At 38.8% G+C, this 14,830-nt stretch carries 16 protein-coding genes, 2 tRNA genes and 3 pseudogenes; 11 read left to right on the forward strand and 10 right to left on the reverse strand.

Annotated features, from left to right (window positions below; all coding sequences use genetic code 11):
• Positions 1–153: 153 nt before the first annotated feature.
• From prc to ACU8V8_RS08705, 7 genes and pseudogenes are all read right to left on the reverse strand, one after another.
• A pseudogene (prc, locus tag ACU8V8_RS08675) lies at positions 154–2,188 on the reverse strand (carboxy terminal-processing peptidase).
• A 27-nt stretch (positions 2,189–2,215) separates the two neighbouring features.
• The gene (gene proQ / locus ACU8V8_RS08680; RefSeq protein ID WP_446889486.1) at positions 2,216–2,866 is read right to left on the reverse strand and encodes an RNA chaperone ProQ; all 651 of its coding nucleotides are present in this window, start codon (positions 2,864–2,866) and stop codon (positions 2,216–2,218) included.
• Between the two features lie 14 nt (positions 2,867–2,880).
• On the reverse strand, positions 2,881–3,159 hold the full coding sequence (locus tag ACU8V8_RS08685) for a hypothetical protein (RefSeq protein ID WP_087532285.1): 279 nt from the start codon (positions 3,157–3,159) through the stop codon (positions 2,881–2,883).
• A complete protein-coding gene (locus ACU8V8_RS08690; RefSeq protein ID WP_446889487.1) occupies positions 3,156–3,617 on the reverse strand; it encodes a GAF domain-containing protein in 462 nt (153 codons plus the stop codon). The genes ACU8V8_RS08685 and ACU8V8_RS08690 overlap by 4 nt, the downstream gene beginning before the upstream one ends.
• A 129-nt stretch (positions 3,618–3,746) precedes the next feature.
• Positions 3,747–4,140 (reverse strand): annotated as a pseudogene (locus tag ACU8V8_RS08695) (hypothetical protein).
• Positions 4,141–4,271: 131 nt separating this feature from the next.
• Positions 4,272–4,362 (reverse strand) — tRNA-Ser (locus tag ACU8V8_RS08700).
• A 53-nt stretch (positions 4,363–4,415) separates the two neighbouring features.
• A tRNA-Ser gene (locus ACU8V8_RS08705) sits at positions 4,416–4,506 on the reverse strand.
• A gap of 251 nt (positions 4,507–4,757) precedes the next feature.
• Between ACU8V8_RS08705 and ACU8V8_RS08710 the strand changes: the two genes are divergently transcribed.
• The 6 genes and pseudogenes from ACU8V8_RS08710 (at position 4,758) to ACU8V8_RS08735 (ending at position 7,450) form a co-directional block, all read left to right on the forward strand.
• Entirely contained in the window at positions 4,758–5,423 is a 666-nt protein-coding gene (locus tag ACU8V8_RS08710; protein WP_446889488.1) for a Bax inhibitor-1/YccA family protein, read from the forward strand.
• Positions 5,424–5,477: 54 nt separating this feature from the next.
• On the forward strand, positions 5,478–5,831 hold the full coding sequence (gene tusD / locus ACU8V8_RS08715; protein WP_446889489.1) for a sulfurtransferase complex subunit TusD: 354 nt from the start codon (positions 5,478–5,480) through the stop codon (positions 5,829–5,831).
• A pseudogene (gene tusC / locus ACU8V8_RS08720) lies at positions 5,828–6,185 on the forward strand (sulfurtransferase complex subunit TusC). Before tusD ends, tusC begins: the two are co-directional and overlap by 4 nt.
• Before the next feature lie 183 nt (positions 6,186–6,368).
• Positions 6,369–6,449: a hypothetical protein gene (locus ACU8V8_RS08725; RefSeq protein WP_446889610.1), complete on the forward strand. Its 81-nt coding sequence runs from the start codon at positions 6,369–6,371 to the stop codon at positions 6,447–6,449.
• Between the two features lie 3 nt (positions 6,450–6,452).
• The gene (locus tag ACU8V8_RS08730) at positions 6,453–6,782 is read left to right on the forward strand and encodes a TusE/DsrC/DsvC family sulfur relay protein (protein WP_446889490.1); all 330 of its coding nucleotides are present in this window, start codon (positions 6,453–6,455) and stop codon (positions 6,780–6,782) included.
• Positions 6,783–6,784: 2 nt separating this feature from the next.
• The gene (locus ACU8V8_RS08735; RefSeq protein ID WP_446889491.1) at positions 6,785–7,450 is read left to right on the forward strand and encodes a pseudouridine synthase; all 666 of its coding nucleotides are present in this window, start codon (positions 6,785–6,787) and stop codon (positions 7,448–7,450) included.
• Positions 7,451–7,463: 13 nt separating this feature from the next.
• Here ACU8V8_RS08735 and ACU8V8_RS08740 read toward each other — a convergent pair whose 3' ends face one another.
• The gene (locus ACU8V8_RS08740) at positions 7,464–8,138 is read right to left on the reverse strand and encodes a GGDEF domain-containing protein (RefSeq protein ID WP_446889492.1); all 675 of its coding nucleotides are present in this window, start codon (positions 8,136–8,138) and stop codon (positions 7,464–7,466) included.
• Positions 8,083–8,742 carry a hypothetical protein gene (locus ACU8V8_RS08745; protein ID WP_446889493.1) on the reverse strand — a complete coding sequence of 220 codons (660 nt, stop codon included), beginning with the start codon at positions 8,740–8,742 and terminating at the stop codon, positions 8,083–8,085. Before ACU8V8_RS08745 ends, ACU8V8_RS08740 begins: the two co-directional genes overlap by 56 nt.
• 453 nt (positions 8,743–9,195) lie before the next feature.
• Here ACU8V8_RS08745 and mnmA point away from each other — a divergent pair, with 453 nt between their 5' ends.
• From mnmA to ACU8V8_RS08770, 5 genes are all read left to right on the forward strand, one after another.
• The gene (gene mnmA, locus ACU8V8_RS08750; RefSeq protein ID WP_446889494.1) at positions 9,196–10,296 is read left to right on the forward strand and encodes a tRNA 2-thiouridine(34) synthase MnmA; all 1,101 of its coding nucleotides are present in this window, start codon (positions 9,196–9,198) and stop codon (positions 10,294–10,296) included.
• Positions 10,296–10,898, forward strand: coding sequence for a high frequency lysogenization protein HflD (gene hflD, locus ACU8V8_RS08755; protein WP_446889495.1), 603 nt, complete (start codon positions 10,296–10,298; stop codon positions 10,896–10,898). Before mnmA ends, hflD begins: the two co-directional genes overlap by 1 nt.
• Positions 10,899–10,930: 32 nt before the next feature.
• Positions 10,931–12,301, forward strand: coding sequence for an adenylosuccinate lyase (gene purB / locus ACU8V8_RS08760; protein ID WP_446889496.1), 1,371 nt, complete (start codon positions 10,931–10,933; stop codon positions 12,299–12,301).
• A gap of 73 nt (positions 12,302–12,374) precedes the next feature.
• Positions 12,375–13,520, forward strand: a complete 1,146-nt coding sequence (locus ACU8V8_RS08765) for a JmjC domain-containing protein (RefSeq protein ID WP_446889497.1) — start codon at positions 12,375–12,377, stop codon at positions 13,518–13,520.
• 12 nt (positions 13,521–13,532) lie between these two features.
• Positions 13,533–13,991, forward strand: a complete 459-nt coding sequence (locus ACU8V8_RS08770; protein WP_446889498.1) for a GNAT family N-acetyltransferase — start codon at positions 13,533–13,535, stop codon at positions 13,989–13,991.
• 45 nt (positions 13,992–14,036) lie between these two features.
• Here the strand turns inward: ACU8V8_RS08770 and ACU8V8_RS08775 are convergent, their stop codons facing one another.
• Complete coding sequence (locus ACU8V8_RS08775) at positions 14,037–14,507, reverse strand: DUF4826 family protein (RefSeq protein WP_446889499.1); 471 nt, start codon at positions 14,505–14,507, stop codon at positions 14,037–14,039.
• Between the last annotated feature and the right edge of the window lie 323 nt (positions 14,508–14,830).

Consider the following 14,830-nt stretch of genomic DNA (forward strand, 5'->3'; position numbering starts at 1 on the left):
CTTAATTATTATTTTTTAGCACTGTGAACTATCTAAAGCATAGTTTTTATCAGCGTTTAATCAGCGTTTAATCAGCGATTATAGCAATTCATATTGCTTTAGGCAGCAAAAAAGGCGCTATTGCGCCTTTTTTAAATTGACTGATTTATGTGTTTATTTCTTAGCGATTTGGCCAAACTTGATATAGTCTTGAGTAATCAGAGCCGCTTCTTCTAAAAAGGGTCTAAGTCGTCAAGTACTTCTGGTAAATTATCTAAGTTTTCAACAGGCTTTTCACCTAAACGTGTTAGACGCTCGTTGGTTCTCGCAAGCGCGCGAGCCTCATTTTCATCTTTTTCTTTAATGCGCGTGGCCTCCATTAAAGAAATAGTCTTACGATCTTTTTCTTCTTTATAACGAGTAATATCCTCAAACACATAATTAAACTCTGGTTCAGTTTTAATACGTTCTGCATGTTGTTTAGCAATATAACTAATTGCAGGTTTTAAATTATCTACCGAATTATACTTAGCACGAATAATACTATCCCAAGGCAATGCATTATCTTCTTGGCTTTCACCCCACTCAGCAGGGTCTATCGCTGATGGGAATGATATATCAGGTATCACACCTTTGTGCTGAGTACTGCCACCATTAATACGATAAAATTTAGCAATTGTATACTGTACACTTCCTAACGGGTTGTCATACAAATCATAGGCTCTGCCCAACCCTTTATGCTGTTGTACAGTCCCTTTACCGAACGTTTGCTCACCAATCACTACGGCACGACCATAATCTTGCATCGCGGCAGCAAAGATTTCAGATGCTGATGCACTGTAGCGGTCAACCAATACAGTCAATGGTCCATCATAGTAAGTAATGCCGTCTCTGTCTTTTTGCTCTTCAATACGATTATTAAGTGTATGAATTTGCACTACAGGGCCTTGGTCAAAAAAACAAACCTGACAGTTGTGTTGCTTCATATAAAGAACCACCACCATTTTGACGTAAATCAATAATGATTCCATCGACTTTAGCTTCTTTGAGTTTAGCGAGTTCAACTTTTACATCTTTAGATAAATTATTGTAAAAGCCTGGTATCTCAATAACGCCGATTTTACTGGTCAAATCTGAATACTTCGCTTCGAAAACGTCTGATTTTGCAGCTCGGTCTTCTAAACGAATTTTATCGCGGGTAATTTCTACGACTTTTGGAGTGCCATGCGCATCAGCGCCTTTTAGGTATTGCAAGCGAACTTTAGTACCCTTAGGTCCTTTAATTAAGTCAACTACATCATCTAAGCGCCAGCCAATGATATCAACAAACTCTTCACCATCTTGTGCAACACCGATAATACGATCATCAGCTTTGATTTGCTCAGACTTATCGGCAGGCCCCCCTGGTACAAGGCTGCGTATTACAGTGTAATCTTCATCGTAACTAAGAACAGCACCAATACCTTCTAACTCAAGATCCATGTCCATCTTGAATTGTTCAGCTCGACGCGGCGAGAGATAAGATGTATGAGCTTCAATACTTCTGGCAAATGAATTCATCACTATCTGGAATGCATCTTCGCTATTTGTTTGCACTAAACGTTTTTGTGCATTGTGGTAACGTTTGGTCAGTACTTCTTTAATACCTTCCCAATCTTTACCCGTCATCTTTAAACGTAGCGCGTCATACTTAACGCGTTCACGCCAAAGCTCGTCAAGCTCTGCTTGGGTTTTTGCCCATGCAGCATCTTCACGATCAAAATAATATTCATCGTCTTTATCAAATGTCATCTCTTTTTCAAGCAAGCTAAGCGAATAATCATAACGCTCAAAACGACGTTTCATACTTAGGTTAAAAATATCAAACGTAAAATCTAGCTTACCTGTGGTTAATGCATTATCAAATTGGTTGCGGTATTGCTCAAAAGAGGCAATATCCGCAGCCAAAAAAAACGCTTTTATTAAAATCAAGGGACTCGATATAACGGTCAAACACTTTACTAGACAGTGCATCATTAAAACGAATGGGTTTATAGTGTGCACGAGTAAATAAGTTTGTCACCCGTTTGCTAGCCGTACTGTGTTGACTTTCTTGCTTAAGAACAGGCAAGTCTTTTTCTGTCAAAACATCAGCAACTTCAGCTGATGCAAATAATGAACCCGAAAATAGGGCCGCGACTAACGGAATGAGCGTAAACTTCTGACTCATACACAACTCCTTAATTTTATTTACAGCTTAAATGATATACAGGCTGTCTGCTTTTGTTTTAACTTGCATACCCGTTACTAGTTCTACGTGAACATCATCTTTGTTCACTTCAGTAATTGTGGCATTAACAAGGGCTTGGCCAAGTTTAACTTTAACTTTGTTATTAACCTTGACCTCACTCGCTGGTAAAGGTTCAATTTTACCTGATCGTTTTGCCGGTGCAGCTTTTGCTGGGGCATTGTTAACCTTAGCGTTTTTATCACCATTTTTAGCAAAGTGACTAGGTTTCTTTTTGTAAGACTTTGTGTCTGAATCATTACGAGGGCGTTGTTGCTTTTTGCGTTTAGCCATTTTTGCACGGCTTTCTTCAAGCGCTTTTTGCGCATGGTCAATATGCTCTTGCTCAACTTTTTCGCCTTGATTACCATCAAGATCAATACGAAACTCAGACTTAGTAACTGCTTCAAGGTAACGCCAGTTTGAAGTATACTTTCTAAGCGCTTGACGCACCTGAGTTTTACTTACTTTATCTGACCCTTCAATTCGCTCAGCGATATCTTTAAAGATACCGACTTTCAGCGGTTTGATACCGTCTTTTTGTTTAAAACATTGTGGAAATTCTTGATATAAGAATTCCAATACTTCATTAATATCTTTTAGCTTGTTTGTGGTTTCCATCTTAGAACCTTTTATTACATCTTTTCATCGATTGATGAATCGACATAGTGTGTTACCCAGTCGGTTAACTCTTCGAACTCAGCCTCAATAAGCGCCATATCGCCACGAAGGTGTTCCCAAATACCATTAATAATTTCGTCGATCAGTTCACATTCAAGGTCATCTGGTAGACGCTCCCAAGCAATGTGAATCAAATCATTCAGCGTTTCCGCTACGTGTTCTTCATCCCCTTCCCAATCACCAACATCAGTGATGGCAAACAGATAATCCTGTACATTTAGTAAGTCTTTCATGCAAGCGTAGCCTCAAAACAAGTAACTAACGCTTCTAGACCTTGCATATCTTCAGCATTAAACCGAGCAATACTCGGACTGTCGATATCTAAAACAGCATAAACCTCACCATTTTTAAGGATCGGTATCACTATTTCAGAATTTGACGCAGCATCACAGGCAATATGCCCTGAGAATGCATGTACATCTTCAACGAGTTGAGTTTCTGCAGTTGCGGCAGCTGTTCCACAAACCCCTTTTCCCACTGGGATGCGTATACACGCAGGGTTACCCTGAAACGGACCTAGTACTAATTCTGACGGGGAGTCCATTAAATAAAAGCCAGCCCAATTCACATCGTCTAATGATGTAAATAACAGCGCGCTTATATTTGCCATGTTGGCTATAATGTTAGTCTCACCAGTGATTAGCGACTCAGTTTGTTTAACTAATGACTGGTAAAATTCTTGCTTTTGCATACCAAACTACTTCTTATCAAACATACAGTAGCTAAAGGTACTCTTTGTGGCCAATAATTGAAACCTTTTAAGGGTAAAAAAAAAACAATTTACCCTAAATTTCAGCAAGCTTGCTCAATAATCCTGCTATTAATGTGAGTCTTTTTTCAGTGCGCCTTTTCTTAACCCATATAAAAATAAACCGGCCGCAAGGGCTGACATTGAGGTATTAACTAAAAAGACCATCCCTTGTGTTGCACTGAGCAAATAACTAAATATAGCACCACCGAGTAATCCTAGTGTTAACACACCTGAATAATTCACCTTGGCATATTTAAACATCAATAAATATCCAGGTACCACAAATGCTGCCATAGTTAAGCCAACGATATGAGCATTGGCAATAGCACTCATAAGTAAATTGGAGAAAAATAGTAAACGCATCACCATTTAAGGTAAGTGCATAATAAGCACCTAACAAGCTACCAATGATAATGGGAGAAAGTAGTGACAATGCAACACTCTTTGCAAGTTTATGTTTCATTAAGCGTCCTAAATCATGTAAGTATTTAAACTAATCATGCATGATGTTTTTTGACTTCGAAACAGAGACTATGGTCGTAATTATTTTTTTCAAAGGTATAAAAAAAACCCGCTAGAAGCGGGTTTTATATATGGTGGAGAGATAGGGATTTGAACCCTAGAGGGGCTACAAACCCCTGCCGGTTTTCAAGACCGGTGCATTCGGCCACTCTGCCATCTCTCCGAAACTGCTATAAGTCAGGAGTAAGAGTGTACTCATAACTATTTTAAATTAGGTGGTGGAGAGATAGGGATTTGAACCCTAGAGGGGCTACAAACCCCTGCCGGTTTTCAAGACCGGTGCATTCGACCACTCTGCCATCTCTCCGACGGCGTGCATAATAGATAAACCAATGCCCTTTGTGAAGCTTTTTTGTAAAAAACTTTTCAAGTGCTTAAAAAACAATTAATTTGCATACTCTTCGCACAAGCAAGCTGAATAATCGTACAACCTGGAACTTTTATATTTATTTCATGGTCTATTGAACTACAAACATTTGCCCAAATATATAAGTCTTGATAGTCTAACTCTAGTTAATTATCGGAACTACAACAAGTTTCACTTAAAGGAGCTCTACAATGGCATTTAATCATTCGTACAATACCGCTAAACCGGTTATGTCGACCATTGAAACAAACAAGGTACTTAAAAACACCTATTTCTTACTGGCCATGACATTAGCATTTAGTGCAGTGACGGCTGGTATCTCAATGGCATTACAACTACCTTACTTTATGGGGTTAGTTTTTACGCTTATTTCATTTGGCTTATTATTTGTAGTCAATAAGAAAGCGGATAGCGCATCAGGCGTAGCTTGGGTATTTGCATTCACAGGTCTAATGGGTGCAGGCTTAGGGCCGATGTTAAACCATTACGCAGCAATGCCAAATGGTCCAATGCTAATTATGCAAGCATTAGGTTCAACTGCGTTAATTTTCTTTGGTCTATCTGCTTATGCACTTAATACTAAGAAAGACTTCTCATTTATGGGCGGCTTTTTAACAGTCGGTTTACTGGTGGTAATTGTTGCAAGTATCGTTAATATTTTCATCGGCAGTTCATTGATGTTTATGGTACTTAATGCAGCAGTAGTCCTGATCATGTCAGGCCTAATCCTATTTGATACAAGCCGTATCATTAACGGTGGTGAAACAAACTATATCCGCGCAACAGTGTCTTTATACTTAAGTGTGTATAACTTATTTACTTCATTACTTGCCCTACTTGGCGCAAATAATGACTAATTAAAAAGTTCTGTTAAAATAGCCCCTCTTTAGGGGCTTTTTTTTGGATTAGTTTTGGCACGATTTGTACTTTCGCTGCATAGCGCACCGTCCGATCACGACACCACACAACGGTTATATAAATTTGCAACAGCCTGTTTAGCACAAGGCCATACCATAGATGCTATTTTTTTATACCAACACGGTGTTTTCCATGCCAGTGAGCACATAAACCTTGCTACAGACGAACTGGCAATTAATTCGTTATGGCACCAATTACATCAGCATAATATAAATTTGATGCTCTGTGTAACTGCTGCTGAAAAACGTGGACTCAATGTGTCTTCAACAGGGGTATTTAGCGTCGCAGGACTTGCTGAATTTGCCATGCTTGCCAGTGATGCCGACAAATGGGTGCAATTTAAATGATCAACGTACTGGTATTAAGTCAGCATAGTCCATTTGATGATATGCACATCCGTGATGCACTCGACATGACTTTAATCTTTGCCGCCATCGAACAAAACATCAGCTGGCTATTTACAGGGCCCGCAAGTACTGGCTTTAAAAAAAGATCAAAAAACCGAACCTATTGGTTTAAAAAACTATTTTAAAAGTATTAAAACATTAGAAATTTATGATGTGGAAAATATATACGTATGCGAAAAGTCATTAATTGATTACAATTTAGATATAAACGACTTACTCATTGAGGCTAAAGCGCTAGATTTTAATGCGCAACGTAGTTTAATCGCTCAACAACAACAGGTGATTAATTTATGAGTACTTTACATATTTTTTCAAAGCCTATTAGCTACTATGATAATGCTCGGCTGGTGAATTTAATTCAGCCACAGGACAAGGTGTTGTTGGTCAGTGATGCTTGTTACTCAATAAGCTTTTTATCGCCAACTTGCTGCATCTCTTTTAGTATTAGTTGAAGATTCCTCTGCACGGGGTATCGATATTGTAAAACCCGATGAAAGCCTAAATTATGCTGACTTTGTTGCATTAACCCTTTCCACTTCGCAATCTATTACTTGGTAACACATGCTAGAATTTAATCAACAACACATTGAAACGGATAAACAAGGCTACCTGCTCGATCACCAACTTTGGACACCTGCCCTCGCCCCTATATTAGCAGAGCAAGAAAACATTATACTCAGTGAGCAACATTGGGAAGTAATTAATTTTGTCCGAGATTTTTATCTTGAATATAATACAAGTCCAGCTATTAGAATGCTTGTAAAAGCTATGGCTAAAGCATTGGGTGAAGATAAAGGCAACAGTATTTACTTGTATAAACTTTTCCCAAAAGGCCCAGCCAAACAAGCGACCAAAATTGCCGGTTTACCCAAGCCTGCTCGGTGTATTTAACAATGACATCTAATAAGCCAATAAATAGACGTAATAGCGGACGAAGTTTTAGCCGTGATCTTACTCGACAAAAACCGACAAAAGCTCATAATAAACGAGAAGTTAAACAACAAATACCTTTAGCTGAGCGTAAAATTGTTTTATTTAACAAACCTTTTGATGTGTTATGTCAATTCACAGATGAAGATAATCGCAAAACCTTGGCTGATTATATAGATATAAAAGGAGTCTATGCTGCGGGGCGATTAGATAGAGATAGCGAAGGCCTGTTACTGCTAACCAATTGTGGAAAACTACAAAACACACTCACGGCACCGAATAAGAAAACCAGCAAAACATACTGGGTGCAAGTAGAAGGAGAGCCTACCGATGAAGCAATTGAAGCCCTCTCTTGTGGTGTAAAACTTAAAGATGGCATGACTTTGCCAGCCAAAGTAGAACGTTTGCAACCGCCCCATTTATGGCCTCGCACGCCCCCAGTTCGTGAGCGCAAAAACATTCCTACTAGCTGGTTAAGCATTACACTCACCGAAGGTAGAAACCGTCAGGTTCGGCGCATGACAGCGCACATTGGTTACCCAACACTACGGTTAATTCGTTATAAGATTGGTCAATATACGCTAGATAACATTAAAAACGGGGATTACCAGTTAATCCAAGGTGAGTAAATAAGCGCATCGCTTAGTCATTATAAGCGATGCTATTTCGTCCTTGCTGTTTCGCCTTGTATAAAGCCTGATCTGCGCCTTCTAAAAACTGAATATAGTTTGCTCTTAGTGCGCTTGAATGAATCGTATTAATTCCTATACTGACAGTAATTTCGTTGGTTTGTCCAAACTTATGCGGCAAACTCAATGTTTTTAGCTCTTGCTGTATCTTTTCAGCTACTTGACGCGCCCTTTCTCGTTGGCTTGTTGGTAATATAACCACAAATTCTTCGCCACCATAACGCGCTACAAAATCGTCATTTTCACTGGCTGCACTACATATAGATTGCGCGACTTGAAATAAACATTCATCACCCGCTAAGTGACCGTAAGTATCGTTATAGTTTTTAAAGAAGTCTATATCAATTAACAAAATAGAGAGTGGCTCGTTATTCTGAATAGCCTTATTAAACTCTTGTACTATTTTCTCATCAAAACGCCGACGGTTAGCTATTTGAGTAAGGGAATCTAAAAATGCCATATCACGAAGGATATCCTCAGCGGCAATCTGTTGAGTTGCATCTTTAAAAATCGCTAGTAACTCATTTTCAATCACGATACCGGAAATTTCCATGGTAATTGTTTGACCATTTTTACAGGTTACTTGGTAATGTTTTTGGTTGAATATCGGTGGCGTGATTTTTTGCATATTCAAGGGCCGATTGCCACGTTTCTAGTACCCATTCACGATATTCAGGGTCTGGATAAGCTTTTTGCCACCAAACTTTAAGAGTCGGTACATCCTCAATTGTATAACCAAATACATCTACGAATCGTTGATTAATCCTGATAACGTCACCCGTTGCCATACTGACATTACATAATGGGATCGGCACTTGGATGAATAAATTTGCATAATGACTGAGCTCATGCTGTCTAAGTGGTTGGGTATTACCATGAGTAAGATGGGTTACATTTTGAATTTCAACCGGTAAATTTGTAACTACTTTGCTTTGCATAAGGTATACATAAGTCCACTCATGCCACCAACCATGCAGTATTTCAACAAGTAGTCTGTGCTGGGACGATTGACTCATCATCTGCTGTTTCAAATCATTGAATAACAAATTAATATTATTAATTAATTCTTTATTGTATAAACTACTTGTTATACGATTTTCAAATAATGAGTATGCTTTGTTTCTCAAATCACTGTTTACATTAGTCGCGTTGTGCTTAATTTTTTCGCAATCATCCACACTAAAGTATTCAATTAATGAACACAGTGACTGTTTAATAAAGATAGAATCCATTTAATACCCTGACTTCGGTAAAATCCCCTGCTGAGGACGTATATATCAAGCTTGAACGCGCTCCAAACATAGTTTACCAAGCAAAACCTGAAGCTATAAAATATCAATCTTCTCAAAAATAAAGCCCCCTTGATACCATCTTTACAAATATTTTCATAAAGACACCATCAAATTAACTTAAACCTAATAAATTATTACCTACGCACTGATTTTTCACGTAAATAATTACTAATCACACTCACAATTTCCTACATATAAAAGCTTCTAAAGAATCCGCATAATACGCTTTACAAAACTTATATTTTGGGTGGCTAGATTTCCTGTTTGCGTGCTATAATCGCGGCCTTTCTAATTCTATTGGCTGGGCGTGGCGTTATTTATTTTATTCCACTTTTGTTTCAGCTTAATGGTAAGTAGTGTAAACGACAGTAACCTGTATAAGCGAAATTATTCATGAGCGAAAATAGTCACATTAAAGTCATCGTTGGTATGTCCGGCGGTGTAGATTCTTCAGTATCTGCTTATTTATTAAAGCAGCAAGGCTATCAAGTTGAAGGCCTGTTCATGAAAAACTGGGAAGAAGATGATAATGATGAGTATTGTGCAGCCGCTGAAGATCTAAAAGACGCACAGGCAGTATGTGATAAGCTTGGTATTGAACTACATACGGTCAACTTTGCAGCTGAATATTGGGATAACGTATTCGAATATTTCTTAGCTGAATATAAAGCTGGTCGCACGCCAAACCCTGACATCATGTGTAATAAAGAAATCAAATTCAAAGCGTTTTTAGAATTTGCTGCAGGTGCGCTTGGTGCTGATTATATCGCAACAGGTCACTACGTTCGTCGAGAGTTACGTGGCGATAAATATGTTATGTGCCGTGGTCTTGATGATAACAAAGACCAAAGTTACTTTTTATATACACTGAGTCATGAACATATTGCTCAAACATTGTTCCCGGTTGGTGACATTGCCAAACCTGAGGTGCGCCGCATCGCAGAGGAACAAGATCTAATCACACATGATAAAAAAGACAGCACCGGTATTTGCTTTATCGGCGAACGTAAGTTTAAAGACTTTTTACAAAAATTCTTACCAGCTCAACCTGGGGTTATCGAAGACACCGAAGGCAACAATGTGGGTGAGCATGAAGGACTAATGTACCACACACTAGGCCAACGTAAAGGCTTACTAATAGGTGGAATGAAAGAAGGAACAGGTGAACCTTGGTACGTGGTTGATAAAGATATTGAACGTAACGTGCTAATCGTAGGACAAGGTAAAGATCACCCTCGCCTATACAGTAACGGTTTAAATGCCAACCAATTACACTGGGTTGATAGAATTGGACCTAAAGGCACTACGCGTTGTACTGTAAAAACTCGTTATCGCCAAGAAGATATAAATTGTACGCTGCTAGTTGGTGATGATGGCCTTGCTCGGGTTCTTTTTGATGAGCCGCAAAAAGCGGTTACTCCAGGGCAATCGGCTGTATTTTACGCCAACGAAGTATGCCTTGGTGGTGGGATCATAGATTCGGTGATCAAATAATGAATGAACACCAAGTCATGGCACTGGCTGCAATGTGCCAAGTTGCAAAACAAGTACAAAAAATAGCGCAATACGGCAGTAGTAATGATTATGAACTTGAAAAATTACTTTCAAGTATTGTTGAAACGACACCTGATTCACCTGCAGATGTATACCAAGGTACAGCAAATTTACGTGCGGGTTATCAATGTTTAATAGAGCAACTCAGCGCCGGTGAAAAAAAAGATGTTGAAATCGTCAAGTATGTTGGCGGTTTAATGCAGCTTGAGCGTGCACTGAGCGCAAAAGCAAGTAGCTTAGCAGAGCTTGGTAAAAGTATTGATGATATAAAGCGTCGCCTTGATCATTTTGCAATTACTGATGACACCGTTATAGCGGCGCTTGCGGATATATATTCAAAGGTGCTTAGCCCCCTTGGGCACCGAATACAGGTTTATGGCAAACCTGATTTACTAAAACAGCAATTGGTACAACACAAAATACGTGCGCTTTTATTAGCTGGTATTCGCAGTGCTGTACTATGGCGACAAATGGGCGGTAAACGCCGTCATTTTTTCTTAGCAAAAAGAAAAATTATCGCCATTGCAAAAAACCATATTTAATTATCGTTCAAAACTAAAATTTAGGAGTTATTATGGAGCTTTCAGCGTTAACCGCTATCTCTCCGGTGGATGGTCGCTACGGCAGCAAAACCACTGAACTACGCAGTATTTTCAGCGAATTTGGCTTAATCAAATACCGTGTAACAGTTGAAGTTCGTTGGTTGCAAGCACTTGCTGCTGCTGAAACTATCAAAGAAGTACCGGCGTTTAGTGATGAAGCGAACGCTTTACTTAATGCAATCGTTGATAACTTCTGCGAAGCAGACGCACAACGTGTAAAGGACATTGAGCGTACAACCAACCATGATGTTAAAGCAGTTGAATACCTTCTAAAAGAAAAAGTAGCTGATAATGCTGAGCTTCATGCAATCAATGAATTTATTCACTTTGCATGTACATCTGAAGACATTAATAACCTGTCTCATGGTTTAATGTTAACTGAAGCGCGTGATAGCGTATTATTACCCTACTGCGACCAATTACTTAACGCGATTAAAGAAAAAGCGATTGAGTATAAAGCTGTACCAATGATGACCCGTACTCATGGTCAACCTGCTACACCTTCAACTATGGGTAAAGAGTTTGCAAACGTGTATATGCGCCTTAAGCGCCAACGTGACCAAATCGCACAAGTACAAATGCTAGGTAAAATTAATGGCGCTGTAGGTAACTATAACGCTCACCTTAGCGCATACCCTGATTACGATTGGCATAATCATGCCGAGCAATTTGTAACAAGCCTAGGCTTAACCTTCAATCCGTTTACAACACAAATAGAACCACATGATTACATTGCGGAGCTATTTGATGCGATTGCACGTTTTAACACTGTTTTATTAGATTTTGACCGTGATGCTTGGGGTTATATTGCCCTTAATCACTTTAAGCAAAAAACTATCGCCGGTGAGATTGGCTCTTCAACAATGCCACATAAAGTTAACCCAATTGATTTTGAGAACTCAGAGGGTAACTTAGGTCTTGCAAATGCAATCTTTGGTCACCTAGCGCAAAAACTACCAGTTTCTCGTTGGCAACGTGATCTAACAGACTCTACAGTTTTACGTAATTTAGGTGTAGGTATGGGCTATGCACTTATTGCATACCAATCAACGCTAAAAGGTGTAAGCAAGCTAGAAGTAAACGAACAGCGTTTATTAGAAGAGCTTGACCAAAACTGGGAGCTACTTGCTGAACCAATCCAAACAGTTATGCGTAAATATGGCATTGAAAAGCCATATGAAAAGCTAAAAGACTTAACTCGTGGTAAGCGTGTTAATCAAGAAATCATGGCTAAGTTCATCGATGGTTTAGATTTACCAGAAGAAGCTAAAGTTGAAATGAAAAAACTAACACCGGCTAACTACATTGGCCGTGCTGTTGAGTTTATTGATAACTTAGCATAGAGCTTTTCTAGAATGTTTATAAAGCGAAAGGTTACCCTTTCGCTTTTTTTATTCCTATCGAGTGGTGATCATCATGTATCAATTAACGATTAACAACCTAACTGAACAAGAATTTTTATCTCAATATTGGCAAAAAAAACCACTGTTGATCAAACAAGGTTTTTCTGAATTTGAAGATCCACTTGATGCAAATGAACTTGCGGGCCTAGCCGTTGAAGAGAGTATTGAATCACGTATTATCACTAACCATAACAACGAATGGTTAGCGCACCATGGTCCTTTTGAAGATTTTGAATTACTGACCGAACAAAACTCAACCCTTTTAGTACAAGCGGTTGACCATTGGCATCCTGATGCAGCGCAATTATTAGAACCCTTTAGGTTTATTCCTAATTGGCGCATCGATGATTTAATGATCAGCTTTTCCACACCTGGTGGTGGTGTCGGCCCCCATTTAGATCAATACGACGTATTTATTATCCAAGGTGAAGGGAAAAGGCATTGGCGTGTAGGCATGCCTGACAGCAATCTAAAACAGTTTGCACAAAATAACTCCTTGCTACAAGTTGAACAATTTCCTGGCGTTATTGATTGCATTTTAGAACCCGGCGATATTTTATATATTCCACCGGGCTGCCCTCACGAAGGTTATGCAGTCGAAAATGCCCTTAATTACTCAGTGGGTTTTAGAGCCCCAAACCAACAAGATTTACTGTCAAGTTTTGCTGATCATATTATTGATACCGAAGCAGGAAATACCCGTTATAGCGATCTGCAATTAGAATTAAGAGCATCCAAAGGTGAGCTTATTCAAGCTGAAGCAGACCAAGTAAAGAAATTAATTCAATCTCTACTTGATAATGAAACCGTATTCAAAACTTGGTTAGGTACAACCGTTAGTCAACCAAAACATGAAATGGATTTAATGCCGCCTGATCAGGCTTATAGCCCTTCTGATGTTGAACAATTAATGCACGATACAGATACCCTTTTTGAACGCTTAGGCGGCACCCGCGCAGTTTATCAGGTATTTGAAAATGAAATTATTTTAAGTGTGAATGGACAAAATTACAATTTACCACTTGATGACTTATCCGCCGTTAAATGCCTCACCGATCAAATCCACGTAACAGGCGATGAATTAAATAGCTCAAAAAATAGTTTATTTTTTATACAAACCTTTACTACACTGTTAAATGAGGGCATTTGGTTTTGCTAAAGGTAGGTTTCTATGAGCTATCATATCGACAAGGTAGAGTGGAATACAGGTAAGGATTTACTACAACAAATCAGAGAGCGGGTATTTGTTTGCGAACCACATATACCCAAACACATAGAGTTTGATAACCTAGATTGCAACGCATTGCATGTGCTTGTTACTGATGATTGCCAAACACCTGTTGCAACTGGGCGCTTATGTAGTGATGGCTTAATTGGTCGAATTGCTGTTTTACCCGAGCATCGTAACCGCTCAGTGTATAAATCCCTATTGACTTACATAGTCAATTTAGCACAACAACAAGGTTATGATAGCGTAAGCATAAACTGCATATTAAATGAGGTAGAGCGCTTTAAACGCAATGGCTTTGAACAACAAGGTATCGTTTTCATGGAAGCCGGTATCCCCCGCCAACGAATGCAATGCCCTATCAATCAGTTTGACACTAAACCATTTACTTTAGTGCATTAAAAAGCGAGCCTCTTAGCTCGCTTTTTTATCTTCAATAGCTCCAAGTCAGCTTGGCTCATTCGTCCACAGATGATCTTTTTCATACATTTCGTAAATACCATGGGCGCGATTAATTAAAAGATTAGCAAAATCGACTTTTGTTTTATCTACTGCGCCTGATTGCATTATTTGATCAGCTTTTAATTGCCACTGTAACGAGAAATAACGCAACGCATCCCTAGGGTTTTCTGCTGCACTTTCATGGGCGTGATCGGTAGGTAACCGCCCAGTAATAACCCAATATTTCTTTTTGTCTTGTGCTTTGAATTTCCATAATGCACAAAGTGGTGCAATAAATCGGCTTTCTTTTTCTATTAGGCTTTGCGGCATAACACCTTTTTCAGCTAAATGCTTTTGTGCATTTTGAAAGCATTCTCTTTGCCACATAACACTTTGCTGATGCGCTTGAGCTTGCTCTTCTGCTGTTAACTCTTTTACTTGTTTTTTTGGTGTTTGCTTTGTTGGTTCTTGACTCATTTTACTTATTCTCTTTTACAACATTTCGACACTTTAAGTGCTAACCAGCTCAGGCGCAAGTGTAAAACGATTAACAAAGGGATATTAAAATAAAAACTGTCCCTCTAATTCAAAGGTACAAAGGCCCTATGTTGCTATCTATTTATTTACATATTACCAATAAGTCTAATGTAAGCACAAAAAAAATCACAATTGGTTAACCTTTTTGGTTGACAAGGCACCATACCATTGGCTACATTTGATACAGTCACAAATTAAGACATCAATATTTAAATTGGTAATAACGTGATTCAACATGTTTCAACACACAACCTATAAAGAGA

This window comes from Pseudoalteromonas sp. SaAl2 (genome assembly GCF_052947895.1).

Bases quoted from the DNA above. Each gene is read 5' to 3' on its own strand.
- proQ (WP_446889486.1), bottom strand. From the start codon at position 2,866: ATGGAAACCACAAACAAGCTAAAAGATATTAATGAAGTATTGGAATTC.
- ACU8V8_RS08685 (WP_087532285.1), bottom strand. From the start codon at position 3,159: ATGAAAGACTTACTAAATGTACAGGATTATCTGTTTGCCATCACTGAT.
- ACU8V8_RS08690 (WP_446889487.1), bottom strand. From the start codon at position 3,617: ATGCAAAAGCAAGAATTTTACCAGTCATTAGTTAAACAAACTGAGTCG.
- ACU8V8_RS08710 (WP_446889488.1), top strand. From the start codon at position 4,758: ATGGCATTTAATCATTCGTACAATACCGCTAAACCGGTTATGTCGACC.
- ACU8V8_RS08730 (WP_446889490.1), top strand. From the start codon at position 6,453: ATGCTAGAATTTAATCAACAACACATTGAAACGGATAAACAAGGCTAC.
- ACU8V8_RS08735 (WP_446889491.1), top strand. From the start codon at position 6,785: ATGACATCTAATAAGCCAATAAATAGACGTAATAGCGGACGAAGTTTT.
- ACU8V8_RS08740 (WP_446889492.1), bottom strand. From the start codon at position 8,138: ATGCAAAAAATCACGCCACCGATATTCAACCAAAAACATTACCAAGTA.
- ACU8V8_RS08745 (WP_446889493.1), bottom strand. From the start codon at position 8,742: ATGGATTCTATCTTTATTAAACAGTCACTGTGTTCATTAATTGAATAC.
- mnmA (WP_446889494.1), top strand. From the start codon at position 9,196: ATGAGCGAAAATAGTCACATTAAAGTCATCGTTGGTATGTCCGGCGGT.
- hflD (WP_446889495.1), top strand. From the start codon at position 10,296: ATGAATGAACACCAAGTCATGGCACTGGCTGCAATGTGCCAAGTTGCA.
- purB (WP_446889496.1), top strand. From the start codon at position 10,931: ATGGAGCTTTCAGCGTTAACCGCTATCTCTCCGGTGGATGGTCGCTAC.
- ACU8V8_RS08765 (WP_446889497.1), top strand. From the start codon at position 12,375: ATGTATCAATTAACGATTAACAACCTAACTGAACAAGAATTTTTATCT.
- ACU8V8_RS08770 (WP_446889498.1), top strand. From the start codon at position 13,533: ATGAGCTATCATATCGACAAGGTAGAGTGGAATACAGGTAAGGATTTA.
- ACU8V8_RS08775 (WP_446889499.1), bottom strand. From the start codon at position 14,507: ATGAGTCAAGAACCAACAAAGCAAACACCAAAAAAACAAGTAAAAGAG.